At 74.0% G+C, this 23,005-nt stretch carries 18 protein-coding genes and 1 pseudogene; 5 read left to right on the forward strand and 14 right to left on the reverse strand.

Going from position 1 to position 23,005, the window contains the following annotated elements; genetic code table 11:
• Positions 1-3: 3 nt before the first annotated feature.
• Both J7W19_RS03145 and J7W19_RS03150 read right to left on the reverse strand, forming a co-directional pair.
• A complete protein-coding gene (locus J7W19_RS03145; protein WP_004942616.1) occupies positions 4-2,589 on the reverse strand; it encodes a serine/threonine-protein kinase in 2,586 nt (861 codons plus the stop codon).
• Positions 2,590-3,162: 573 nt separating this feature from the next.
• The gene (locus tag J7W19_RS03150) at positions 3,163-4,194 is read right to left on the reverse strand and encodes a medium chain dehydrogenase/reductase family protein (protein WP_004942619.1); all 1,032 of its coding nucleotides are present in this window, start codon (positions 4,192-4,194) and stop codon (positions 3,163-3,165) included.
• 170 nt (positions 4,195-4,364) lie between these two features.
• Here J7W19_RS03150 and J7W19_RS03155 point away from each other — a divergent pair, with 170 nt between their 5' ends.
• The gene (locus J7W19_RS03155) at positions 4,365-5,051 is read left to right on the forward strand and encodes a TetR/AcrR family transcriptional regulator (RefSeq protein WP_004942628.1); all 687 of its coding nucleotides are present in this window, start codon (positions 4,365-4,367) and stop codon (positions 5,049-5,051) included.
• Between the two features lie 714 nt (positions 5,052-5,765).
• On the opposite strand, the gene J7W19_RS03160 is transcribed toward J7W19_RS03155, so the two are convergent.
• Positions 5,766-6,593 (reverse strand): ArsR/SmtB family transcription factor, encoded by an 828-nt coding sequence (locus J7W19_RS03160; RefSeq protein ID WP_201768210.1) that lies wholly within the window; start codon positions 6,591-6,593, stop codon positions 5,766-5,768.
• A 288-nt stretch (positions 6,594-6,881) separates the two neighbouring features.
• Between J7W19_RS03160 and J7W19_RS03165 the strand changes: the two genes are divergently transcribed.
• Together J7W19_RS03165 and J7W19_RS03170 are read left to right on the forward strand one after the other, a co-directional pair.
• On the forward strand, positions 6,882-7,301 hold the full coding sequence (locus J7W19_RS03165) for a hypothetical protein (protein WP_004942641.1): 420 nt from the start codon (positions 6,882-6,884) through the stop codon (positions 7,299-7,301).
• A gap of 397 nt (positions 7,302-7,698) precedes the next feature.
• Positions 7,699-8,238: an ATP-binding protein gene (locus J7W19_RS03170; protein WP_233478059.1), complete on the forward strand. Its 540-nt coding sequence runs from the start codon at positions 7,699-7,701 to the stop codon at positions 8,236-8,238.
• A 4-nt stretch (positions 8,239-8,242) separates the two neighbouring features.
• Here J7W19_RS03170 and J7W19_RS32675 read toward each other — a convergent pair.
• The 3 genes and pseudogenes from J7W19_RS32675 to J7W19_RS03185 all read right to left on the reverse strand — a co-directional run.
• Positions 8,243-8,365: pseudogene (locus J7W19_RS32675) on the reverse strand (DUF721 domain-containing protein); the annotation flags it as partial.
• A gap of 179 nt (positions 8,366-8,544) precedes the next feature.
• Positions 8,545-9,456 (reverse strand): alpha/beta hydrolase, encoded by a 912-nt coding sequence (locus J7W19_RS03180; RefSeq protein WP_078587901.1) that lies wholly within the window; start codon positions 9,454-9,456, stop codon positions 8,545-8,547.
• Positions 9,457-10,211: 755 nt separating this feature from the next.
• Positions 10,212-10,979, reverse strand: coding sequence for a phosphatase PAP2 family protein (locus tag J7W19_RS03185; protein WP_004956382.1), 768 nt, complete (start codon positions 10,977-10,979; stop codon positions 10,212-10,214).
• Positions 10,980-11,281: 302 nt separating this feature from the next.
• Here J7W19_RS03185 and J7W19_RS03190 point away from each other — a divergent pair, with 302 nt between their 5' ends.
• The gene (locus J7W19_RS03190; RefSeq protein WP_158688843.1) at positions 11,282-12,586 is read left to right on the forward strand and encodes a sensor histidine kinase; all 1,305 of its coding nucleotides are present in this window, start codon (positions 11,282-11,284) and stop codon (positions 12,584-12,586) included.
• Positions 12,587-12,988: 402 nt separating this feature from the next.
• Here the strand turns inward: J7W19_RS03190 and J7W19_RS03195 are convergent, their stop codons facing one another.
• Positions 12,989-14,104, reverse strand: coding sequence for a hypothetical protein (locus J7W19_RS03195; RefSeq protein ID WP_004951590.1), 1,116 nt, complete (start codon positions 14,102-14,104; stop codon positions 12,989-12,991).
• A gap of 163 nt (positions 14,105-14,267) precedes the next feature.
• Here J7W19_RS03195 and J7W19_RS03200 point away from each other — a divergent pair, with 163 nt between their 5' ends.
• Positions 14,268-14,918 carry a response regulator gene (locus J7W19_RS03200; RefSeq protein ID WP_040891834.1) on the forward strand — a complete coding sequence of 217 codons (651 nt, stop codon included), beginning with the start codon at positions 14,268-14,270 and terminating at the stop codon, positions 14,916-14,918.
• A 38-nt stretch (positions 14,919-14,956) separates the two neighbouring features.
• On the opposite strand, the gene J7W19_RS03205 is transcribed toward J7W19_RS03200, so the two are convergent.
• The 7 genes from J7W19_RS03205 to J7W19_RS33920 form a co-directional block, all read right to left on the reverse strand.
• Complete coding sequence (locus tag J7W19_RS03205; protein WP_004951587.1) at positions 14,957-16,114, reverse strand: EstA family serine hydrolase; 1,158 nt, start codon at positions 16,112-16,114, stop codon at positions 14,957-14,959.
• A 142-nt stretch (positions 16,115-16,256) separates the two neighbouring features.
• Entirely contained in the window at positions 16,257-18,044 is a 1,788-nt protein-coding gene (locus tag J7W19_RS03210) for an FAD-dependent monooxygenase (RefSeq protein WP_004951584.1), read from the reverse strand.
• A complete protein-coding gene (gene ubiG, locus J7W19_RS03215) occupies positions 18,031-18,840 on the reverse strand; it encodes a bifunctional 2-polyprenyl-6-hydroxyphenol methylase/3-demethylubiquinol 3-O-methyltransferase UbiG (RefSeq protein ID WP_004951581.1) in 810 nt (269 codons plus the stop codon). Before ubiG ends, J7W19_RS03210 begins: the two co-directional genes overlap by 14 nt.
• A 38-nt stretch (positions 18,841-18,878) precedes the next feature.
• Complete coding sequence (asnB, locus tag J7W19_RS03220) at positions 18,879-20,720, reverse strand: asparagine synthase (glutamine-hydrolyzing) (protein ID WP_004951578.1); 1,842 nt, start codon at positions 20,718-20,720, stop codon at positions 18,879-18,881.
• Positions 20,721-20,818: 98 nt separating this feature from the next.
• Positions 20,819-21,322, reverse strand: a complete 504-nt coding sequence (locus J7W19_RS03225) for an SRPBCC family protein (protein ID WP_004951575.1) — start codon at positions 21,320-21,322, stop codon at positions 20,819-20,821.
• A 17-nt stretch (positions 21,323-21,339) separates the two neighbouring features.
• Positions 21,340-22,029, reverse strand: a complete 690-nt coding sequence (locus tag J7W19_RS03230; RefSeq protein WP_004951571.1) for a class I SAM-dependent methyltransferase — start codon at positions 22,027-22,029, stop codon at positions 21,340-21,342.
• Positions 22,030-22,122: 93 nt separating this feature from the next.
• A complete protein-coding gene (locus J7W19_RS33920; protein ID WP_459214091.1) occupies positions 22,123-22,959 on the reverse strand; it encodes an alpha/beta fold hydrolase in 837 nt (278 codons plus the stop codon).
• Between the last annotated feature and the right edge of the window lie 46 nt (positions 22,960-23,005).

Genomic DNA, 23,005 nt, shown 5'->3' on the forward strand with positions numbered 1-23,005 from the left:
GGTTCAGCCGGGCCCTCGGTGGCGAGCCGCGCGGGTCTGCTGCAGGGCGGCGACCTGGCGGTACAGCTCCGCCGCCTCCGCCGTGCGGCCGAGCTGCTGGAGGCAGCGGGCCTCGTCGTTGCGGCTGGCGAGCGCGTCGGGGTGGTCCGCGCCCAGGACGCGCTGGCGCGCCTGCGCGACGTCGCGGTACACGGCCAGGGCGTCCGTCCAGCGCCCCAGCCAGCCGAGGCCGACGGCCACCTCGCGGCGGCTGACCAGGGTGTCGGGATGGTCGGCACCGAGCACGCGCGCACGGATGGCGCAGACGTCGCGCGCCTCGGCGAGTGCCTCCTCCCAGCGGCCCAGCCGGCCGAGGTTGACGCCCATACCGTGCCGGGCGCGGAGGGTGTCCGGGTGGGCGGGGCCCTGGACGCGGGTGCGGTCCTCGATCAGCGCGCGGTACAGCTCCAGCGCCTCCGTGCTGCGCCCGAGGCGGCCCAGGCAGATGCCGGCCTCGTAGCGGGCGGCCAGGGTGTCCGGGTGGTCCGGGCCGAGGACGCGGGTGCGGGCCGCCGCCACCTCGCGGTACGTGCGGAGGGCGTCGCTCCACCGGTCGAGCTGGCCGAGCGTGTAGGCGACCTCGTAGCGGGTGACGAGGGTGTCGGGATGGTCCCCGCCCAGCACTCGGGCCCGCGCGGCGGCCACGTCGTGCGCCATGCGGTACGCCTCCTCCAGCAGGCCCAGTCTGCTGAGGCTGAAGGCGAGGTTGTGACCGCAGCGGAGGGTGTCGGGGTGGTCGGGGCCCATGATGCGTTCGCGGGCCGCCAGGACGTCCGCGTACACCTCCCGCGCCTCGAAGTGGCGGCCGAGCCGGCCGAGGACGTACGCCGTCTCCTGCCGTGCCGCGAGCGTGTCGGGGTGGTCGGGGCCGAGGGTGCGGGAGCGGGCCGAGGCGGTCCGGGCGAACTCGCGGAGCGCCTCCTCAGGGCGGCCGAGCCGGCTGAGCGAGAACGCGACCTCGTAGCGGCTGGCGAGGGTGTCGGGGTGGTCGGCGCCGAGCAGCCGCTCGCGCTCGGCGAGCACGGCGCGGTGCGTCTCGTCCGCCTCCGCCCAGCGCCCGGCGCGGCCGAGGCGGAGGCCGCCGCTGTGCCGGGCGGCGAGTTCGTCCAGCACGTCCGGGGGGACGGGGGCGGGCGCCGCCGGGGAGGGGCGTTCCGTCCCGGCGGAACCGGCGCCGGCGGAGAGCGGCGCTCCCGAGCCGGCGGACGACCGGCGCGGGTCGGCACCCGGCTCCCACGCGGGAGCGGTGGACGCGAGCCGGCCCGTGCCGCTCCCCCTGTCCTTCCGGCCGTCCTTCCGCGCGCTCCCGGGGACCGTCCAGGCTCCGGTCAGCACGGCGGAGGGGTCCGGCGGAAGCGCCGTGGCAGCGGTACCGGCCGCCTTCGAGCCGGTGGTCATGTGCCGTGCCCAGGCGGGGAGCCGGGGCGGCGGTTCGGACAGGCGGTGCGGGTGGGTGGGGGACGTGCCGTGGGTGCGGGAAGAACCGCCGCCGGCGTACGAGGTGTCGGCGGCGTAGGAGGTGCCGACGGCGTCCGACGTACGGGCGGCATACGAAGTACCGACGGCGTCCGGCGTGCCGACAGCGTCCGACGTACGGGCGGCAAACGACGTACCGACGGCGTCCGAAGCGCCGACAGCGTCCGACGTGCCGGGGGCGTACGCGATGACGGGCGCGTACGCGATGCCCCCCGCGTGCGTTCCGGGCCGCGCGCCGGTCAGCCGCCGCACCAGTTCCCCCGCGTCGTCGGGACGGTCGTCGGGCTCCTTGGCGAGCAGGTCGAGGACGACGTCCTCGAACACCGGCGGCAGCTCCGGGCGGAGGTCGCGCGGGGGCGTGGGCGGGGTGTCACGGTGGCCGACGAGGACCGCCCAGGCGTCGTCCATGTCGAACGGCGGGGTGCCGGTGGCGATCTCGTACAGCACGCAGCCCAGCGAGTACAGGTCGCTCCGGTGGTCGACGCTCCCCCCGCCGATCTGCTCGGGCGACATGTAGTGCGGGGTGCCCATGGCGATGCCGGTCCCCGTGAGCCGGGCCGTGAAGCCGATGTCGTGGCCCAGGCGCGCTATGCCGAAGTCGCATATCTTCACCGTGCCGTCGGTCAGCCGCATGATGTTGGCCGGTTTGAGGTCGCGGTGGACGATCCCCTGCCGGTGGGTGTACGCGAGTGCGGCGCCCACCTGTTCGGCGATGTCGACGACTTCGGGGACGGGGAGCGGGTGCTGCTTGTTGTCCTCCAGGAGCTGGCTGAGGTTGCGCCCGTCAAGGAGCTCCATCACCAGGTACAGGACCCCGTCGCTCTCGCCGAAGTCGTGGACGACGGTGATGCCGCGGTGCTGGAGCGCCGCCGCGACGCGGGCCTCGCGGCGGAAGCGCTCCCGGAGCACCCGAAGGTAGGACGGTTCGTGCCGCGGTCCGAGCGGTTTGAGGCATTTGACGGCCACGTGCCGGCCCAGGGACTCGTCGCGGGCGCGCCACACCTCGCCCATGCCGCCCCGACCGATCCGGTCGAGCAGCTGGTACCGGCCCTGGATCAGCCTGGTCTCCGCCATCCCCGCCCCGCCGCCCCCGTCGTTGCCTCCGCGCCGCCCCCGGCCTCCCCCAAGTATGGCGGCCCTGCCCAACGGCTTGTAGGGCGGCGGGACCGCGAGAGGCGGCACGAAGACGGAAGGCCCGCCGAGGACGAGGTCGGCGTCGTGTCGTAGGCGGCGGAGCCGGGAATGGCCGCCGCGCCCAGCGCGCCAGCGCACTTGGTGGAACTCCAGGTGTCCCGGACGGCGCCGCCCACGGTCTCCTTCGTCTTGTCCCACCACTTTGGGGTCGGCGACGACGGGGTATTACGGCGTCCCCTGTGGCGGTGCCGGCCTCCGCGTCCCCGGTGGAGCGCCGGGGGATCGTGGTGCCCGGGGTGGGGGCCGGGGCGATGTCGGCGGTGCCGGTGGCCTTCTCGACCTCAACCGCCGTCCGCTGTCGGCGAAGGCGGCGGGGGTGGCCCCGAGGGTGAGTGCGGTCGCGCTGATGGTGGCGACGATCCCGCCGGCTTTGCGTTGACGGCCATCCATGGAGACCCTTCCGAGGCGCATGCGCAAGGTTCCGGCGCAGTCAGCGGGGTGCCGCCCCACGCGTCAGGCGCGCAGGACGATCTTTCCGGCGACGGTGCCGGACTCGGCCAGCCGCATCGCCTCGGCCGCCTGGGTGAGGGGCAGCTCGGCGGCGATCCGGGCGGTGATCTCGCCCCGTCCCAGCGCCGCGAAGACCTCGCCGAGGTCGGCGCGCAGGCGGGCCCGGAAGCGGGCGGGGGCGAGGGCGCGGCCGGCCCAGACGTTGAAGAAGTAGGCGCGGCGGCGGTTGGGCAGGGCGTTCCAGAGCCAGACCCGGCCGAGCAGCTTGAGGACCGGCCACTGCTTGGAGCCCTCGTCGTCGCGGGTGGAGGCGCTGCCGTAGGAGACGAGGGTGCCGCCGGGCGCGAGCAGGCGCCAGGAGTCGACGATGCCGCGACCGCCGACGTGGTCGAAGACGGCGTCCACGCCGCCCGGGGCGAGGGCGCGGACGCGGGCGGGGACGTCCTCGGTGCGGTAGTCGATCGGGGTCACGCCTTGTTCCCGCAGCGCGTCGTGGTGGCGCGCGGCCGCCGTGCCGATCACCTTCGCCCCCGCCGCCCGGGCGAGCTGGACCAGGACCGAACCGACTCCCCCGTTGGCGCCGTGCACCAGGACGGTCTGCCCGGTCCGGACACGGGCCTTGCGGTGCAGCATCTGCCAGGCCGTGATGCCGTTGATCACCACGGTCTCGGCCTCCGCCGCGCCGATCCCGTCCGGGACCGGCACCGCGTCGGCGGCGTCGAGGACGACGTGGCTGGCCCAGCCGCCCACCTTCAGCAGTGCGGCCACCCGGGTGCCGACGAGGCCGGCGTCGACTCCGTCGCCGACCGCCGACACGGCGCCGACCATGTCGTAGCCGGGGACGAAGGGGAAGGGCGGCTGGTCGTAGTAGCGGCCGCGGCGCATCTGCTGTTCGGCGAAGGAGACGCCGGTGGCCTCCACGCGGACCACGATCCGGCCCGGGCCGGGGGTCGGGACGGCGCGGTGGCGCACCTCCAGCCCTTCGGGCTCGACCTTGCCCGGCAGCACGACCTCGACCATCGCTGCGGCGTTCATGACGACCTCCCTCGATCCACCAGCCCGTTAGCGGCTGGCGCTTTCGTTAGAAGTTATAACCGCATCGGAGTGACGGTCAAGCACGTTCGTAATAGGGTCTAACTCGGAGCGGGCGTCCAGCCGCTCCCCCGGCTCCCGGGAGTCGGGCACCCCAGGGAAGGGATGCGCACATGGCCGTCGCGGGCGAGGAGACCCGACGCGAGACCCCACGCGAGCGCTACCGCGCCCAGCTACGGGCCGAGATCAAGGAGCGCGCCTGGGAACAGATCGCCGCGGCGGGGGCGCCGGGACTGTCGCTGAACGCCATCGCCAAACAGATGGGCATGAGCGGCCCCGCGCTCTACCGGTACTTCGCCGGCCGGGACGAGCTGATCACCGAACTGATCCGCGACGCCTACCGCGGCCTCGCCGACGCCCTGCGCACCGCCGCCGCGTCCGGCGCCGGTCTGCCGGAGCTCGGGCAGGCGCTGCGCGCCTGGGCCCTGGACGACCCCCAGCGCTACTTCCTCCTCTTCGGCACGCCCGTCCCCGGCTACCACGCGCCCGACGACACCACCGTGATCGCCTCGGAGATCATGAACGCCCTCCTCGACGCCGCCCGGTCGGCCGATGACGGTTCCCCGCCCGACGACCGTCCCGCGGCCGCGACGGAGGAGTCCCCGCTCGACTCCCACCTCGCCGGACACCGGCAGTGGGCGGGCGACCACCCCGCACCCCCGGCCACCCTGCGCCGCGCCCTGCACTTCTGGACCCGCCTGCACGGCGTCCTCTCCCTGGAACTGGCGGGCCACTTCACCGGAATGGGACTCGACCCGGCCGCGCTCTACGAGCACGAACTGCGGCACTTGAGCCGTTAGCGCCGACGCGGCCGCGGGCGCTCCGGAGAGCGCCCAAGGCCGCGGCGACAGCGCCCCGCGCTACAGCCGTCCCCCGCCTGATCGAGCAATTCACCCGGCTCGGCGTCGACGAACGACTGGACCCGCGCGAACTGCCCGTCACCACCCCGGAGCCCATGAGAACGACGACTGGACCGTAGAAAGACGGCTGTCGGGCCTGTGCGTTCGAACGGGAGGCGGTTCTGAACGACCGGTGCAGTACCTCCTCACCCGCCACCGCGCAGCGGTATCGCCATGGACCACCGTCTTCTCCGGGCTGCCGGTCACGGTCCAAAACGCACGCTCCCCCCACGCCGAGGCTGAGCACTCCCTCGGCGCGTATCTCCCACGGCCTGCTGCGGTCGATGCCCGGGGCGCCGTCCCAGACCTCAGCCACGAAAAGGATCTCGTGGGTGTGACCGGCGCTGCGGATGTCTCTCCGCCCCTCACGGACGGTCAGGAACTGCCCGCTCGCTCCACCGGCATCCACCTCGTCCGGGTAAGGGACGGGCACGGTGGAGTCGTCGATGTCCTGGAGGGTGAAGCCGTAGAAGTCGATGAGGACATCCACCGACTGCCGCCTGATCAGCTCGGACAACAGAAGCCCCTTCTACGGTCCTGTTTTCGAACCCCCGTGTGCGCCCCGGCGCCCGGTGCGCCTTTCGCGAACAGGCTCGGATCCGGTATGCGTTGCGCTCAAGGCCCGGAAGTGGTTTCCGGCTGTGTCAGGTGGTAGCCCAGGGGGGTCGCGACGTGCGTGACGGCCTGCCCTCTCCGCAGGGTACGGATCAGGCCGGCATGCCGTAGCACCGCGGCGTGCCGACTGGCCGCGGCGTTCGACACGCCGAGCAGGGAGGCCAGTTGCCTGCCGGTGACTCCTCCGGACATGACGATGCGCGTGAGTGCTTCCGCTCTGCCGGTGCCGAGCAGGGATTGAAGTGCCGCCTGGTGGCCCGGGTCGGTTCGTGGGGCCGTTCCCGCGGGGATCCGGACGGTCAGGAGATCGCCGGCCGGCTCGGCCAGGGTGACCCCTTGGTTGAGGGCCACCGCCTGGATCCGAAGTGAGCCCTGGCCGAGTTCGAGGTCCGCGTCGAAGGCCGTCGGCAGCTCCAGGACGCCTCGGCGGAGCCTGATTCCGTGCCCGAGACGCCGGAGCATCGCCGAGGCTCCGCCGTCGACGTAGACGTGGGACAGGGCGACGGACCGGGTCGCGACCGCGGACCGGATCCTTGAGCGATGCGGCTCGATGACGGTGCTGCGCAGCTGGTCGACGGCGTGGGCCAGGACGCGGCCGGCCCGCTCGTCGCCCTCGGCGAGGGCTTTGGTGAAGGGCGTGGGGCTGCGGCGGGCGAACAAGTGGGAGAGGTACTGGGAGTCGACGCCGGCAGCGAGATCCGGAGAGGTGCTGCGCGAGTAGAGCTGCGCCAGGGGGCCCTGGGGTTGCCCGCCGCCGGCGTGGGTCCTGCCGGCCGCTGTCAGTTCGGCGTCGAAGTCCGGGAGGGCGCAGACAGTGACGCTGCCCAAGCCCTCGGACCCGAGGTGAATCCGTATCAAGTCGGCCCCCTGTGCTCTTGACACCCTCACCAGGGCTTTTGTGCGTACATGACGAAAGCTGGCCGAGGGCGCGCGCAGTCGACACGATGCGTACACATCACGGCGCGACGCGACAGGGGGTAGGTGACCTGGTCACGCTGCGCCGCCCAACCATAGCCCGTCGCTGCCCGCCGAGTTCCCGCCCACGCGGCCTGCCGGCCACGGAGGACGGCAGCTCTGCGGCCGGCCACGGACACCTGAGAGGGAAGGGACTGTCTCATGAACATGACGAGGACCGCCGGGAGTTCCACCCGCCGCCGCGTCAAGCGAACTCCGGCCACGCTCGCCCTGGTCGGCGCTCTGTTCGCCGTTGGCGCCACCATGGCGCCGAGCGCGTCGGCAGCGGTTCCGTACACGGACATCCACCTGACCGCGCACCACAACGTGGGGGTCTACGAGGAGCCCACCAGTGTCAGCTGGAAGACGGCCCCGGACGTCATCGCGCCCTACGGATACGTCACCGCGGACTGCTGGAAGAGAGGCCAGACCATCGACAACATGGGCAACGTCTGGTACCACGTCTTCCAGGAGCACTACACCAACGGCAGCGTCCAGAACCAGTACGGCTACGTGTACGGTGCCTACGCGGACGGCAACGCCACGTTCCACAACAAGACGATAGTGGAATGCCCCTGGTAGAACCCCCGCCCTCAGGCTTCGGAACGGCCTGTAGAACGGCCTATAGGGGGAAGCGCCGCAGCGCCGCGATGGTGTCGGCACCGGTCCGGCGGGCCCGGCCGGTGCCGTTCGCGGCGGCGGGCCGGGCCGGTGCCGTTCGCGGCGGCGGCCCCTGGGCCCATAAACCGTGCCCTAAGGCCCCAACGGTCAGTGGGCGGTCTCTCATGGCCCCGCCCCGGGGGCGAGCGTCCGCGGCCCGCGGTGCGCTGCGGGCCTGACGTTGTCGGGGATCTTGCCGGCTGATTCTGAACCACCGGGTGCGACGGGTCTCCGCGTCACTCGTTGACGGGTCTGTGAGGGGTTTCTGGGGGTATCCGGTTTTCGTCAGCGGTGGTGCGGGGGACTTGGACAGGGCCGTATGGGGCAGGCAGCAGAGGATGAGGGTCGGCGTGCGGTGGCCGGCGCGGCGCCGGCGGTGGCTGCCGCGTTCGAGGCGGACGCCGAGATCGGTCAAGCCCGTGACCTGGCCCGTTCCTTCCTGATGGACGCGCAGGCGGTGCACGGGCTGCCGGTGTCCGAGCGGGCGATGGGCATGGTGCTGCTGGTGGTGAGCGAGCTGGTGACCAACGCGCGCAAATACGCTCCGGGGCCGTGCTTGCTGTCGCTGGAGCTCGGCGACGGTGCCGTCGAGGTGACCGTGTGGGACAGCGACCCGGGACTTCCGTCGGTGGGGGCTCCGGACGCGGGGCGGATCGGTCAGCATGGTCTGGAGATCGTCATGGCGGTCTGCCGGAGCTTCGCGATGCACCGCGAACCCGTGGGCAAGCGCATCACGGCCGCCGTCGTGCTGGCCGACGACCGGGCGGCGACCCGGCCGGCCGAGGTGTTGGCGGCCTCGATGATGTCTGCTCCAGGCGCGTCTGTGTGGCCCAGGCCGCCGAGTCCGGTCGCACGGTGAGTCGGCCGGAGGCGGCGTCGTAGCCGACGGCCGCGACGTGGTCGGCCAGTGCGGGGGCGATCGCTGTCCACCGCTCGCGCGGGGTCGCGCCGGCCGTCGGGAGTTCCCAGGCCCGTTCGGCGACCAGCGCCGCGACGCGCGCCGGCCGGGTTCATCGGATCGCGCCCGTATCGGCGGGCCGTCAGCGGGTGCTGCCGGTAGTGCGCGTTGGACCGTTCCGGCTCGCCCGGGTACCGGTCGACGGAGACCCGGATCAAGGCGGCCCGGGTGCGCCGCGGCGGCTGGGCGATCCCGCCCCGGCGTCGCCTACGGGGCGAGCGCCGCCAGCGCGTCCACCACCGGTGCGGGGTCGAGCGGGCCGATGTGGGGCGCGGCCGGGAAGTCGTGGACATGGAAGCGGTTGCGGGGCGTGCGCGCATCCGCCTCCGCGATCATCCGGTCCTGGAGCTTCGTGGCGATCGTCCGGTCCTTGCCGAAGCGGAGATAGGTGCGCGGCAGGCGCCCCCAGGTCTCCGTCCGGCCCACGGCCCGGCCCGCGTAGGCCGTGGTCGACTCGTCCGTCTGCATGCTGCCCAGGCGCTGCCGGAACACGTTGTCCGGATAGCCCGCGCACATCATCTCCCGCAGCGCCTCAAGGTAACCCGGGTCCGGCGACCGGGGGTTGAGGCGCATGACGCCGAGCCGGTCGGGGTCGCCAATGATCTGGCCGAGCGGGATGAGCGCGTCCGCGTTCTCCGGGGCCGCCGTGCAGGCGTCGGGGCTCGGCAGGGCGGGGCTGGGGCAGAAGGCCGCCACGTAGCAGATGTGGTGGAGCATTTCGGGCACGGCGTCGCTCACGCGGCTGACCGTGGCGCCCCCCAGACTGTGGCCGACCAGGACGACGGGGCTGTGTGCGGCCGCCCGGCGCACGACGCGCGTGACATGCCGCTCGTAGTCGTCCAGGCTCAGCGCCGCGACCGGTGAGGGCTCGGTGGCCATGGCGGCGAGGTCCTGGCGCTGGTACGACTCCGGCACAAAGGCCTGCGAGCCGTGCAGGGGGAGATCGACGGCGACGACGCGGTGGCCGCGCAGGGTCAACTCCTGCGCGACGGGCAGCCAGTACGCTCCCGCGCTGTGTGTGCCGTGGACGAGTACATAGGTGCACGGCCCGGTCCGGCCCCGCCTGCCACCGCCGTCGCCCAACTCGTGCAATGCGTTCAACTCATGCTGAGGTGCCATGGGTTGACGGTACGGGCGGCCGCCGTCCGTCAGGAATGGGGACAGCCCCCGGTTCCGGGGTGCGGTCAAACCCCCGGCATCCACCGGATCCCGGGGCCCCCGGCCCTCGGCGTCACCCCCTGCGGACCGCCGTGATCCCCGCCGCGAGCGGCGCTCGGGGATGACGAGCCCGGTTCCGTCGGGTTCGGGACAGAGCGTCCGGTGTCTGCCGGGGCCCGGTCGGGTGGGGCGAGGACATGGGGTTCCTCGGCGCCGCGAGGCGCGAGCGGGGGGCAGCGGGTACGGCGCTCCGCCGCGGTCCGGTCGCGCCGGTCGCCGGCTGCTCCCCGGCCCGTTGCCCCCTCGGCACGAGCACCTTCCCGGCTCGGCCGCGCACTCCGTCAGCCCGGCCTGGAGGTTCTGAGGGAACTGCCGAGCGATTCGCGCGCGTCGCGGGGACTTCACCGTCGCCGCGCTCGGCGGTGATCGGGTCGGCTTCACCCGCGCGCGGGGACTTCATCCGAAGCCGGTGCACGGACACGATCCGGTTCCCCGTTCGGGGCCGGCCCGACCGGCCTCTCCCCCGCATCAGGTCCGCGACGGCCTGGCCGCACTGCGTGACCAGGCCGCGGAGAAGGGCCGGCCGCCGTTGAAACGAACGAGCACGACCCGCTATCGGCTCGGCGCCGAGCCGGCCGCGCCGGAGCGACGCCCGCCGGCGGGCGCACGGAGAAGCGCCCCCGCCGGGAGATCGTGGTCGCGATCCACTACGTCGCTCAGCGCGCGGCGTGCCTGCGGTGGCGGCCGGGGCGGCGGGGGCCGCCCGGGCCCGGTACGGCGGCGTGGCCGGCCTCGCGGGCCTCCATCTCGGCGCGCTCCTGCTCCAGGCCGAAGCGGCCGAGCAACGGCAGCCGGTCCACCCGCGGGAGGATCCAGACGTGCCAGATGCCGGTGACGAAGAAGATCGCGGAACCGGCGACGAGGACCGACCCGAAGGTGTCGGTCGGGTAGTGGGCGCCGATGTACATGCGCGAGAAGGCGACCAGCAGCACCGCGAGGACGCCGCAGACCGCGACGGTGCGGCGGTGGCGGGACTCGCGGAAGAGGAAGTACACGGCGACGGCCACCGCGACGGTGAAGGCCGTGTGGCCGCTGGGGAAGCTGTTGGAGCCGATCTCCGGGTCGAGGGAGAACTGCCGCGGCGGCCGGTCGCGGGCGACAAGGGCCTTGGCGATCTGGGTGCTGTTCCAGCCGACCGCCACCACGAGGAACGTGGCGACGGCCTGGATCGGCCGCCGCTGGGCGATCAGCAGCCAGCCGGTCCAGAGCGCGAGGATGATCACGCCCGCGACGGGCGAGGCGAGGTAGCTCACGCCTTCCATCACGTCGTTCAGCCAGCCGGTGCGGGTGTTCGTCTGGATGGTCCGGTCCAGGTCCAGGTCGTGCGGCTGGATCAGCGAGGTGTGCGCGGCGGTCATGCCGAGCACGATCGCTGCCGCGAACAACAGGACGGAATTGCGCAACCAGTGGCGCACGTAGGGCATGGGTGGGGCGTCCTTCGTATCGGCATGGCGGCGCCGGGGGCGGCAGCACGCGCTTGATGACGAGTACGTGCCGCATGCTCCGGGGTGACCGGTGCGGCCGTAGTACAAAAACTACACGTGCGGGCCGGTGTCTCCCCAAGCGCGGCCGCCGCGCCGGGGGGCCGGGACCTCTGCGGGTGATCGATACGTCACGCTGCGCTTTCGGGGTTGTCCGGTCCCGCGCGCTTTACCGTCCGCTTTCCGTCCGCTTTCCGGCGACTTTCCCGGCGACAACTGATCATGGTCTGCCTAGACTCCCGCGGATGGAGCCTACAGGGAAGCGGCGGCCCGGCCGCCGGGCCGTCGTCAGGGCCGGTTGCGGCACCGCAGGGGTGGGAGTGGTGGCGGCGGGGGCCGCGGCGCTGCCCGGCGCCGGGGGGATGGCGGTCGGCACGATGACGGTGTCGGCCCTGCTCACCCTGGCGGCGACGGGCTGGTGGCCCCGCGACGCGCGCCGGCTCGCCCTGACGGCGGTGGCCGTGGCGGCGGTGTGCGGGCTCGGCACCGTGTTCGCCGGTCCCGGCGCGACCACCGAAGGGTCCCCCGCGATCAAGCTGGCCCTCGTCGAGTACGCGTCCGGCACCTGGCTCGTCCTCCTGGTCACCCGGGCGCTTCCGCTCCGGCGGTCGGCCGCGCTCTGGCTGGTGCTGGGAGTGGCCGTGGCCACGCTGCTGCTGCGGGCGGACGCCTACGACGGGGCGCTGGAGGCCGCCGGGCAGTCCGTCTTCCTGTCGGCCGGGCCGCTGGCCGCCGGCGCGCTCGGCAACGGCCTGTACACGGCCGGGGAGCGGCGGGCGCGCAGCGTACGGGAGGCCCGCCGGGCCCAGCGGCTCGAACTCGCCGCCGACCTGCACGACTTCGTCGCCCACGACGTCTCCGGCATCGTCGCCCTCGCGCAGGCCGCGCAGGTCGTCCACGGGGCGCGGCCCGAGCAGGTGCCGCCGCTGCTGCGGCAGATCGAGGAGGCGGGGGTGCGGGCGCTGGGGGCCATGGACCGTACGGTGCACATGCTGCGTGACGGGGACGGGCGGCTCTCCGCCGCCGGCTCCGGGCCGGACGCGCCGGTGGCCGACGACGCCGGCGCCCGGGCGGCGGCGTACGGGCTGGACGACGTGCCGGGGGTCGTGGAGCGGTTCCGGGCGTCCGGCACGGCGGATGTGCGGCTGGCGGACGAACTGCCGCCCGAGCGGCGGGCGGACGTGCCGCGCGAGGTCGCGGCGACCGCGCACCGCGTCGTCGTCGAGGCGCTGACCAATGTGCGGCGGCACGCTCCCGGGGCGGAGCGGGTGCGGGTCGTCCTGTCCTGCGGGGGCGGCGGGTCCCGCGAGTCCGCCGGGTCCCGCGAGGACGGCCTGGCGGGGGCGTCGTTGTCCGTTTCGGTCACGGACTCCGGGCGCGGGGCGGCCGGGGCACGCGCGGGCCGGCCGTCGGCCGGCGAGCGGCGGAGCGGGTTGGGGCTGGCGGGGCTTGCCGAGCGGGTGGAGGCGTTGGGTGGGGTGTTGACGGCGGGGGGCTGCGGTGAGGGTGCGGGGTGGGAGGTGCGGGCGGAGTTTCCGTTGCGGTGGTGAAGGGGGTGTGGTGTGGGGGGTGCCCCGGCCCCTCCCCCAGGGGGCATCCCCGTTGACCGTTTTCTCGCGGGGCCGGGCCCCGCACCCCGTACGTCCGGCGGCCCGGGGTGATGCGCCGGGCGCCCGCGCGGGCGCGGCCGAGCGCGGGGCCGCGCCCGCCCCCGTCCCTCCCCGGCGCCGTCGCCCGCCGGGCCGGGCCCCACGCCCTCGTACGGCCACCGCCCCGGAGCGACGCGCCAGGCGCACGCGCAGCCGCGCCGCGCCGATGGACGCTCCCGTCCCCCTTCCAGGCCGGGCCGCGTCGCCCCGAGCGCCCGCCGCGTGTGTACGCGCGACACGCGAGGGCGGCTCCCACCAGGGGAGCCGCTCGCTGCGTGTCGTCGCCTTCCGGTCGGCGCTCGTTCAGGCGCGTCCGCAGCGGGCGCACGCCCCGCGGCGGCGGAGGTGGTAGGCGAGGGTGGCGGCGCCGAGGGCCAAACCCCAGACCGTCCAGAGGATGCCGGGACCGTTGGCGCCCCACATTTCGGCGGTGACGTGGCGGGCGTTCATGAGGCCGCCGGGCACGAGGACGAGGGCCACGGTGGTGGCGGGGACGACGGCGGTGAGGGGGTGGATGCGCTTGCCGGCCTTCCACCACACCCAGCGGGGCCAGACCTCGCCCCAGCGGCTGATGAGGCCGTGGGTGAGGAAGCCGCCGGCGGTGGAGAGGAGGCCGAGGCCGAGGCCGATCTCCAGCATGCCGGGGGTGTTTTGCATGTCCTCGAGGAACGGCCGGGTGATGCCGAGGGGCCAGCCGAAGTACCAGGCCAGGCGGGTGAAGTCGTAGGGGATGGAGGACAGGGCCGCGATGTACACCGCCCAGCGGCCCCAGCGCCGGGCGGCCTCTGGTGTCGTCCAGCGGGCGGCGCCGTGCGGGGCCCGGCCGCAGGCCGTGCAGCGGTTCGCGGTGCGCCACTGGTAGGCGAGGGTGGCGGCGGCCCACAGCAGACCCCCGACGAAGATGATGATCAGGTTGCCGCGGTGCCAGTAGAGGACGTCACCGACCCCGTCCTGCGGGCCGGGCACCCCGGTGAAGGCGAACACCACGAGCAGCGGCGCGAAGACCAGCAGTCCGAGGAGGGAGTAGTCGGGGACGGCGAAGGCCATCGCGCAGGCCGAGATCCATCCGTAGGCCAGCAGCCAGGTCCGGGCCCGGCCCTTGCCCACACCCCGGGCCATCAGGACGCCCGCGACGACGCCCGCCGCGCCCACCGCCGCGATCACCGGTCCGACGATCTCCGCCCGGCTGGGTTCCAGCAGGGAGGCCGACGAGCGGTCGTCCGCCACCTTGGCGAAGGGGTAACCGGCGCCGCCCGCCGCCCAGTAGAGGCCCGCGGCGCCGTACAGCAGGGACCACAGGGCCGCCAGACAGCCGGACCAGACCGGCCACCGGGACCGCCACCGGTCCCGGGGCGCCCCCGGGGACGGCGGGGTGACGCCCTCCCGGACCGGTTCCTCGGTGGTCACCTGTGCGCTCATGGCGGTCTGTCTCCTCGTCGCCGACCGGCGGTCCTGTCCGCCGGTGCGGTGACCAGCCTTCCGTCCGGAGCCGGTCCGGCACATCTGCCGATCGGCAGACTCCGGGCGCCCGCCGCCCGGCCCGGGGTATGCCTCCCGGCGGAGGGCCGCTACGGTGACGATCATGAGCATCCGCATACTCCTCGCCGACGACCAGGAAGCGGTCCGCATCGGCTTCCGGCTGATCCTCGATTCGCAGCCGGACATGGAGGTCGTCGGTGAGGCCGAGGACGGGCGGCAGACCGTCGAACTGGCCGGCAGGCTGCGGCCGGACGTCGTCCTGGCGGACATCCGGATGCCGCGCCTGGACGGGCTGGAGGTCACCCGGCTGCTGGCGGGCCCGGACGTGCCTGACCCGCTGCGGGTGGTCGTGGTGACGACGTTCGACCTCGACGAGTACGTGCACACCGCGCTCCGCAACGGGGCGTGCGGCTTCCTGCTCAAGCGGTCGAGCCCGACGCTGCTGGTGGAGGCGGTCCGGGCGGCGATGGCCGGGGACGCCATGGTCAGCCCGTCGGTGACGGTCCGTCTGCTGCGGCAGCTGCGGGCGCCCGAGCCGCCGCGCGCGGAGCCGCCCGCCGAGGCGCTGACCGAACGGGAGGCGGAGATCGCCCGGTTCGTGGCCAAGGGCCTGACGAACGCCGAGATCGGCGCCGAACTCTTCATCTCCCCCGGCACGGTGAAGACACACCTCGCCCACGTCCAGCGCAAGCTCGGCGTCCGCAACCGGGTCGGGATCGCGGCGTGGGCGTGGGACAACCGGGCGGCGTCCTGACCGGCCCGGCCGTCCGCGCACCCGACCGGGAGCGGGATTCAGTCCGTCGCGGCCGCGGCCCGCAGGACGCTCGCCCCGAGCCGGTGGTTCTCCGGCGCCCCTCCACCGCCCCCGAAGGCGAAGCGCCGACGGGTGTAGGCGTACGCGATGCCGCTGCCGGGGTCGGCGAAGGACTGGGCGCCCACGGCGCCGCTGTGCCCGAAGGCGTCCGGCCCGAGGAACGGGTACCGGCGGCCCTGCGCCTCGAAGCCGAGCCCGAAGTGATCGCGTTCCCCCGTCACCAGGTCGACGCCGGGCGTGTGCAACCGGGCGAACTCGGCGACGGTGTCCGGCCGCAGGAGCGGCGGACGGCCGTCCAGGACGCCGATGGCCGCCGCGTACATCGCCGCCAGTCCGCGGGCCGAGCCCACGCCACCGGTGGAGGCCGGGCCCAGCGCCCGCACGGCGCGGGAGTTGGCGAAGTCCACCAGGTCCGTCGGAGGATCGGCGTCGAGGTTGAACGCGACGGCGACGACGCTCCCGGGCGCGGGTGCCGGCGCCTCGTGCTGGTCCGGGGTGCGGCGCACCGGCTGGACCGGCAGGTAGCGCGGCTCCAGGGCTTCGGGCAGGCCCAAGTGGAAGTCCAGCCCGAACGGGACGCGCACCCACTCTTCGTAGAGCTCCTGGATCGACCGTCCGGTGACCCGGCGCACCACCTCGCCGGTGAGCGCGCCGATCACAAAGCCGTGGTAGCCGTAGGCCGTACCGGGCGTCCAGTACGGTTCCTGGGCCGCCAGCCGCGCGGCGAGCAACCGGTCGTCGGCCAGTTCGGCGAGAGTGAGGCCACCGTCCACGCCGACGACCCCGGCCTGGTGGGCGAGGAGCTGGCGCAGGGTGACGGACCCCTTGCCGCCGGCGGCGAATTCGGGCCAGTAGTGGGCGACCGTGCGGTCGAGGTCCAGGACACCGTCCTGCACCAGCATGGCGACGATCAGGTGGGCCGCGCCCTTGGCCGAGGAGTACAGGCCGAACAGTGAGTCCCCCGACGCCTCCGGCCCGCCCCACAGGTCGACGACACGGTGTCCCCGCCGGTGGACGGCCAACTGGGCGTCGAGCCCGTCGGGTTCGCGGGCCAGGACGGCGGCGAACTCGTCCCGGACCTCCTCGTAACCTTGCGCGACCGTTCCCCGTACGTCGATCCCACCGGTCACCGGCATGGCTGTCCTCCTTGTGTCCCGTGCCCGCGGACGACCCGCGGAGGCCCCAGCATCGGCGACCGGAAGGAAAAACAGGCAACCATGCCGGTTTTTATGTCAGAGAGCGGTGCGCCGCGGGGTGCGCACCGCTCCGGCCGGGGCGTCAGCTTTCGGCGGTCGCCTCCACTCCCGCGATGCGGAGCAGCCGTGCCATGACCCCGGGCAGCTCCCCAGCCCGGCCGCTGTCGGCGGCCCGCCAGGCGACATGCGCGTCCGGGCGGACCAGGACGCAGCCGTCCGGGCCGACCTCCCTGGCCCGCGCCCACTGGCCGTACGGGTCGCGCAGGTCGTCGGGGGTGCCGATGGAGCGGACGGTCACCTGGACGCCGGTGCGGCGGGCGGTCTCGCGGGCGGCGGCGTGCCAGCCGGTGCCGCCGGGGCCCGTGAGCAGGACGAACGAGCCGCGCCCCACCACGTCGAGGGTGGAGAGGGCGCGCCGGCCGTCCTCCAGCCAGGCGTGCGGGAGGTGGGCGCCGGGCCAGGTGGTGGGCCGGTAGTAGAGCTCGGGGTCGCGGTCGGCGTCCGGTTCGGGGGTGTCCGGGACGGTGGCGCCGTCCCGGTAGCGGTAGCCGAGTTCGACGCCGTGCGCGTTGACCTGGTAGTTCATCCGGCGGGTGGCGGCGGTCAGGGCCGTCGCGCGGGCCCGGGACTCCTCCGTGTCGTCGTGCAGCGACTCCAGGATGCGCCGCTGTTCGTCCGCGCTCTGCCCCTCGGCGAAGCCCAGCGCCTCGGGGACGGCCAGCAGGTCGGCCATGCTGCGGAAGGCGCGGTCGACGACCTGCTGTCCGACCGGGTGCCGTTCGCTGTGGTACGTGTCCAGCAGCTCGGGTCCGGCCGGCCCGTCGAGGACGAGTTTGAGCTTCCAGCAGAGGTTGAACGAGTCGGCGACCGCCGAGTTGAGGCCGAGTCCGTTGGTGGGCGGCCCCTGGTGGACGGCGTCGCCGACGCAGAACACCCGCCCGGACCCGTACCGTTCGGCGACCGTGCCGTTGACGTCCCAGGGCGAGACGTCCTTGATCCGGACGCTGACGGAGTCGTCGCCGATGCTCTCCAGGATCCGCGCCCGGACCGCCTCGTGGTCCTCGGGGTCGAGGGGCGTGTCGGGGTGCGGGAAGGTGAGGAAGACCCACTCGTCCCAGGGGCGGACGCTGACGAAGACCCGGCCGTCGGTCGGGGGACGGCCGGGGACGGCGCCGACGTAGAGGATGCCGGGCCGGTGGGCGGCGTAGCGGCTCAGGTCGGCCTCGAACCAGACGGACACGGCCCGGGCGACGGACTGCGCGCCGGTGAGGCCGAGGCCGAGCCGGCGCAGGACGCGGCTGCGGGCGCCGTCCGCGCCGACGAGGTAGTCGGCGCGGACGGTGTACTCGCGGCCGGTCCCCCGGTCGCGGACGAGCGCGGTGACGCCCTTCTCGTCCTGCGCCAGGGACAGGAACTCCTGCCCGAACCGGAGCTCGCCGACGCCGGCCTCCTCGACCGCCTCGACGAGGACCGGTTCCAGCAGGTGCTGCGGCAGGTTGCACATCAGGGCGGGGCTGGCCGCCCGGTAGTCCCCGATCCGGTCCGGTCCGTTGCCGTACGCGTCGAGCCGGGCGACCTCGGGGCCGGTGAAGGTGGACATGAACACGTGGTTGGCGAGGAGTTCGGGCGGGGTGGCCCGGTCCAGGACCCGCCGCTCGACGCCGAGGTCGCGGAAGATCTCGCCGGTGCGCTGGTTGAGCAGGTGGGCGCGGGGCGTGTGCGCGGTGCCGCGGTGCTTGTTGACGAGGAGGTGGCGGACGCCGTACCGGGAGAGGGCGAGGGACGCGGCGAGGCCGGCCGGGCCGCCGCCCACGACCAGGACCGGCACCCGGACGTCGGCGGCGTCCCCGCCGGGGTCACAGGCCGGCATCCGTGCTCCCCCCGGCCTTGCGGGCGTACCCGGCGTAGATGACGGAGATGTCGGTGCTGGTGCCGAGCCGGAACTCGCGGCCGAGTTCGCCGTACGAGATGTGGCCGCGCGCCCGGCGGCGGAGCAGCCGCAGCACCTCCAGCCGGCCGCGGCTGGAGGAGAAGCCGACCTGGCCCTTGTTGCGCAGGCCGTGCCGGCCGAAGACCCGGTAGAGCTCGTCGGGCTTGATGAACTGCCGCCAGACGTGCAGGTCCTTCTCGGCCCAGCTGACGGACGGCCAGTCCTGCGCCATCTTCACCATGACCAGCCAGGAGGCGAAGGTCCGGTTGATGGTGTCGTAGAGGTAGTGGCCGCCGGGCCGCAGCACCCGGGACGCCTCGGCGACCGCGCGGTCGACGTCGGTGACGTGCTCCAGGGTGTCGCAGCAGTAGACGAGGTCGAAACTTCCGTCGGGGAACGGCAGTTCCTCGGCCGTGCCCTGCCGGTAGGTGATGTCCAGGCCCTGTTCCTTCGCGTGTGCGGCCGCGGCGTCCAGGGACGGCTGGGACGGGTCGATGCCGGTGACGCGACAGCCGGCCCGGGTGAACTCCTCGGCGAGCAGGCCGCCGCCGCAGCCGATGTCGAGGACGTTCAGCCCGTCGAGGTCCATCCGCAGCCGACGGGTGAGGACGTCGTGGAAGTAGGCGAAGCGGGCGGGGGTGAACTCCTGGAGGGTGGCGAACGGGCGGTCGTCGCGCCACCAGGAGTCCGGGCGGTCGTAGACCGCGTTGTTGACCTTGACGGGTGCGTCCTTCACGGGGATTCCTTAGGGGTTGGCGGCGGGTGGGGCGGTGCTCAGGTGAGCTTGACGACCGGGCGGCGGACGTCCAGCCAGACGGCCAGGTCGAGGACGCGCTCGAAGGCGTCGCGCGCGTCGCGGCGGACCGCCTCGGGCGCGCCGTGGGCGGCCTCCCGGAGGGCGGCGCCGTCGAAGAAGCCGACGGCCTGGTGGTCGGCGGCCAGCAGCTCGGAGACCTGCGCCTGGAGGGCGGAGACGTACCGCAGTTCCTGCGTCCGGGGGTACAGCGCCTTGACGCGTTCGACGACGGAGCGCGGCAGGACGTCGGCGGTGGCGGCCCGGAGCAGGCTCTTCTCGCGCCCGTCGTGGGTCTTCATGGCCCACGGCGTGTTGTAGACGTATTCGACGATCCGGTGGTCGCAGAAGGGGACGCGGACCTCCAGGCCGACGGCCATGCTCATGCGGTCCTTGCGGTCCAGCAGCATGGGCAGCAGGCTCGTCAGGTGCACGTGGCAGAACTCGCGCATGCGGCGCTCGTGCGCGCCCTCCCCCGGCACCTCGGGGACGGCGGCCACGGAGTCGGCGTACCGCTGGGCCCAGTAGCCGGGCACGTCCAGGGTGCGCAGCAGCAGCTCGGGGTCGATGAGCTTGGTGGGGTGGCCGGAGGGGTCGAGGGAGGAGGCCGTGACCCAGGGGAACATGGGTTGCTCCTGGACGGCCGGGATGTGGAACCACGGGTAGCCGCCGAAGACCTCGTCGGCGGACTCGCCGGAGAGGGCGACGGTGGAGTGCTCGCGGATCGCCTTGAACAGCAGGTAGAGGGAGTTGTCGGCCTCGCCGAAGCCGAACGGCAGGTCGCGCGCGGTGACGACGGCCCGGCGTACGGCGGGGTCGGCGAGCTGCTGGTGGTCGAGGCGGATGTCCTGGTGGACGGTGCCGACGTGGCGGACGACGTCCCGGGCGAAGGGGGCGTCCTGGGTGTCGTGGAGGTCGTCGGCGACGAAGCCCTCGCTCTGCACGAAGTCCACGGTGAAGGTGCGGGCCTGCTTGCCCTGGCCGGCGAGGTGGCGGCCGGCCAGGGCGGTGAGCGCGCTGGAGTCGAGGCCACCGGAGAGCAGGACGCACTGCGGGACGTCGGCGACGAGCTGGCGGGCGACGGTGTCGTCCAGCAGTTCGCGGATCCGGCGGACGGTGGTCTCCGTGTCGTCCGCGTGCTCCTTCGCCTCCAGCGTCCAGTAGACGTGCTCCCGGACGCCGCCGCGGTCGACGGTGACGACGGTGCCGGGGCGCACCTCGCGCAGGTTCGACCAGACCGACCGGCCCGGGGTCTTGACGAAGCCGAAGAGCTCGCGGAAGCCGTCGGTGTCGACGACCGGTTCGACGAGCGGGTGGGCCAGCACGGTCTTGGCCTCGGAGCCGAAGACCACGCCGTCCTTGGTGAGGTGGTAGTGGAGGGGCTTGATGCCGAGCCGGTCGCGGAGCAGCACGAGCCGTTCGCTGCGGCTGTCCCAAATGCCCAGCGCGTACATGCCGTTGAGCCGGTCGGCGACGCCGGGGCCCCACTCCAGGTAGCCGCGGAGGACCACCTCGGTGTCGCTCGCGGTGCGGAACTCGTGGCCGCGCCGCCGGAGTTCGGCGCGGAGCTCGGTGTAGTTGTACGCCTCGCCGCTGTAGGTGAGGACGACCGGGCCGTCGTCCGTCTCGGCGACCATGGGCTGGACGCCGCCCTCCAGGTCGATGACGGACAGCCGGCGGTGGCCGAGCGCGGCGTGCCGCGACAGCCAGCTGCCCTCGGCGTCCGGGCCGCGGCAGACCATCGTGTCGTTCATGGCCCGCAGCACGGGCCCTTCGCCCTCCAGGTCGCGCTGGAAGGAGATCCAGCCTGCGATACCGCACATGGTTGCCCAGCCCTCGTTTCCGGTCGTTCGGTGTCTTCGGTGTTCGGTCGTCGTGCGATGGGCGCCGGAGCCCCCCTGGCGGGCTCCGGCGGTCCCGGTCAGCGTCGGGTGGTCATGTACGCGCGCAGTCCGTCGATGTGCGAGCGGCCCGTCGGCGCGAACAGGAACCGGTCGAGCCCGTGCCGGACGAGCGGGAGGTCCCAGGGGGCGCGCAGTTCGGCGGCCCACAGCCAGCGCAGCCGGGAGCCGTGCGGGGTGGGTTCGACCACGTAGTCCTCGACCAGCCGCCGGAAGATCGGGCGGGAGGCCGCGGTCCCGGTGAAGGTCTTGCGTTTGCCGTCGTCCCAGCGGTAGAAGCGCTCCTTCAGGACGAAGTTCCCGCTCATGTGGATCTCGCGGGTGGTGCCGACGCCGAAGGGCCGTTCGGAGGTCCAGGTCAGCTTCTCCATGCCCCGGGTCCAGCTCGACGCCTCGTCGCCGGTCAGCACCGCCCAGGTCTCCTCGGGCGGGAAGGGCAGGTCGACGGTGCGGGTGTGGCGCATGGGCGCCGAGGCGAGAAAGGAGTCCCCCGCCTCCAGGATGGGGTACCAGCGGTGTGCCATGACGGTCTCCCCCGCGCTCAGCCGGCCGTGCGGGCGCGCCAGAGGCCGACGCTGCCGCGCACGACGAGGTCGTGGTCGGTGAAGTGCTGGGTGAGCTGGTCCCGCAGATCCTCCAGGCTGTCCTCCTGGTTGTGGAAGACCCCCTTGGCGTTCAGCTTGTCCATCAGCGAGCGGCCGGCACGGGTGACCGGGACGCCCTGGGAGAGGACCGTGCTGCCGAAGACGTACCCGCCGGGCTTCACGGCCCGCGCCGCGTGGCGGAGGGCCACGCCCTTCTCGCGCAGGCTGCCGGGGATGCAGTGCAGCAGGAAGCTGAGGGCGACCGAGTCGTACGAGGCGTCGGGCACGGGCAGCGGTTCGAGGGCGTTGCCCTGGACCTGGGTGACGCGGTAGCGCTTCAGGCGGCGGGCGGTGAATGCGAGGGCGGTGGCGTTGAGGTCGACGAGGGTGATGTCCGGGTCGGCGGTGGGGAACGGGCAGTGGTCGAGCAGGTAGCCCGTGCCGACCCCGACCTCCAGGTGCTTCGCACCGGCGCAGGTGGCGTACATCCGGTGGAAGTTGCGCGGCGAGCAGCGCCAGAACAGGGGCGCGCTGCCGCGGAAGACGACCAGGTCGTAGAAGGTGAGCGCGCGGCGGTGGTAGGCGGACTGGCCGTCGAGGACGTCCTGGTCCACGGGTTCCGGCCGGCGGACCTGATCGATGCTCATGGGTGCGGTGTCCTTCGCTGTTGTCCGGGTTTTTGCGGATGGATGGTTCGGTGGTGGTGGGGTGCGTGGGGCCGGTGGGCGGCGGGCGGTGGCTCAGCGGCGGTGGGGTGGCTCGGTGGCGGCGCCCGGGCCGGTGCCGTCCGGTCCCGTGCCGTCTCCGGTACCGTCCTGCCCCTCGCCGTCCCGGCCCGCGAGCCGGTCCAGGACGGTGCGCAGGGTGCCCGGGGCGTGCTCTCCGGCCAGGCCGAAGTGGTCGCCGGGCACCTCGCCGGTGGTGTCCGCCGCGGGCCAGGCGGCCCGCCAGCCGACGCCCGGGGAGCCCGGGAGGTCCGACGGGTCCGAGAGGTCCGGGACGTCCGCGAACGCGGCCAGCGGTTCGGCCGCCCGCAGGTGGACGACCGGGGTGGCGGCCAGCGGCTCCGGCCGCCAGCCGGTGAACAGCCGGTCGTAGCCGCCCATGGCGGTCAGGCAGGTGTCGTCCCAGCGGTCGTCGCCGGGGCCGAGGGAGCCGCCGCCGGCGCGCAGCCGCCGGCCGATCTCCTCCTGGATCGCGGACAGCGCCGGGCTGCCGGGGACGTAGCTGTCGAGCAGGACGACGGCGTCGGCCGGGGTGCCGAGCGCTTCCAGCCGGGCGGCGACGGCGTGGGCGATCCAGCCGCCCGCGGAGTGCCCGAGGAGGGCGAACGGGCCGTCGGGGGCGCAGCGCCGGACGTCCTCGGCGTGGTGGCGGGCGAGCGCCTCCAGGCTGTCGGGGAGGGCCTCGCCCGGGGTGAAGCCGGGGGCGGGCAGGGCCCACAGCTCGGCCGTGTCGTGGGCCGCCGCGGCGAGCCGGGCGTACTGGTGGGCCCCGGAGCGGCCGGCGAACGACGGGAAGCAGAGCAGGCGGGTGCCTGCCGGGCCCCGGGAGAGCCGGACGGGCTCCGGGCTCACCGCCGGGCGCTCGCCCGCGCCGAAGACCGGACGGTAGCGGGAGGCG

Origin of the sequence: Streptomyces mobaraensis NBRC 13819 = DSM 40847 (genome assembly GCF_017916255.1) — a bacterium.
GTDB lineage: Bacteria > Actinomycetota > Actinomycetes > Streptomycetales > Streptomycetaceae > Streptomyces > Streptomyces mobaraensis.

What these genes read in the sequence shown, in the direction of transcription:
- J7W19_RS03145 (WP_004942616.1), bottom strand. Translation starts at nt 2,589, where the DNA reads ATGGCGGAGACCAGGCTGATCCAGGGCCGGTACCAGCTGCTCGACCGG.
- J7W19_RS03150 (WP_004942619.1), bottom strand. Translation starts at nt 4,194, where the DNA reads ATGAACGCCGCAGCGATGGTCGAGGTCGTGCTGCCGGGCAAGGTCGAG.
- J7W19_RS03155 (WP_004942628.1), top strand. Translation starts at nt 4,365, where the DNA reads ATGGCCGTCGCGGGCGAGGAGACCCGACGCGAGACCCCACGCGAGCGC.
- J7W19_RS03165 (WP_004942641.1), top strand. Translation starts at nt 6,882, where the DNA reads ATGAACATGACGAGGACCGCCGGGAGTTCCACCCGCCGCCGCGTCAAG.
- J7W19_RS03170 (WP_233478059.1), top strand. Translation starts at nt 7,699, where the DNA reads ATGGGGCAGGCAGCAGAGGATGAGGGTCGGCGTGCGGTGGCCGGCGCG.
- J7W19_RS03180 (WP_078587901.1), bottom strand. Translation starts at nt 9,456, where the DNA reads ATGGCACCTCAGCATGAGTTGAACGCATTGCACGAGTTGGGCGACGGC.
- J7W19_RS03185 (WP_004956382.1), bottom strand. Translation starts at nt 10,979, where the DNA reads ATGCCCTACGTGCGCCACTGGTTGCGCAATTCCGTCCTGTTGTTCGCG.
- J7W19_RS03190 (WP_158688843.1), top strand. Translation starts at nt 11,282, where the DNA reads ATGGAGCCTACAGGGAAGCGGCGGCCCGGCCGCCGGGCCGTCGTCAGG.
- J7W19_RS03195 (WP_004951590.1), bottom strand. Translation starts at nt 14,104, where the DNA reads ATGAGCGCACAGGTGACCACCGAGGAACCGGTCCGGGAGGGCGTCACC.
- J7W19_RS03200 (WP_040891834.1), top strand. Translation starts at nt 14,268, where the DNA reads ATGAGCATCCGCATACTCCTCGCCGACGACCAGGAAGCGGTCCGCATC.
- J7W19_RS03205 (WP_004951587.1), bottom strand. Translation starts at nt 16,114, where the DNA reads ATGCCGGTGACCGGTGGGATCGACGTACGGGGAACGGTCGCGCAAGGT.
- J7W19_RS03210 (WP_004951584.1), bottom strand. Translation starts at nt 18,044, where the DNA reads ATGCCGGCCTGTGACCCCGGCGGGGACGCCGCCGACGTCCGGGTGCCG.
- asnB (WP_004951578.1), bottom strand. Translation starts at nt 20,720, where the DNA reads ATGTGCGGTATCGCAGGCTGGATCTCCTTCCAGCGCGACCTGGAGGGC.
- J7W19_RS03225 (WP_004951575.1), bottom strand. Translation starts at nt 21,322, where the DNA reads ATGGCACACCGCTGGTACCCCATCCTGGAGGCGGGGGACTCCTTTCTC.
- J7W19_RS03230 (WP_004951571.1), bottom strand. Translation starts at nt 22,029, where the DNA reads ATGAGCATCGATCAGGTCCGCCGGCCGGAACCCGTGGACCAGGACGTC.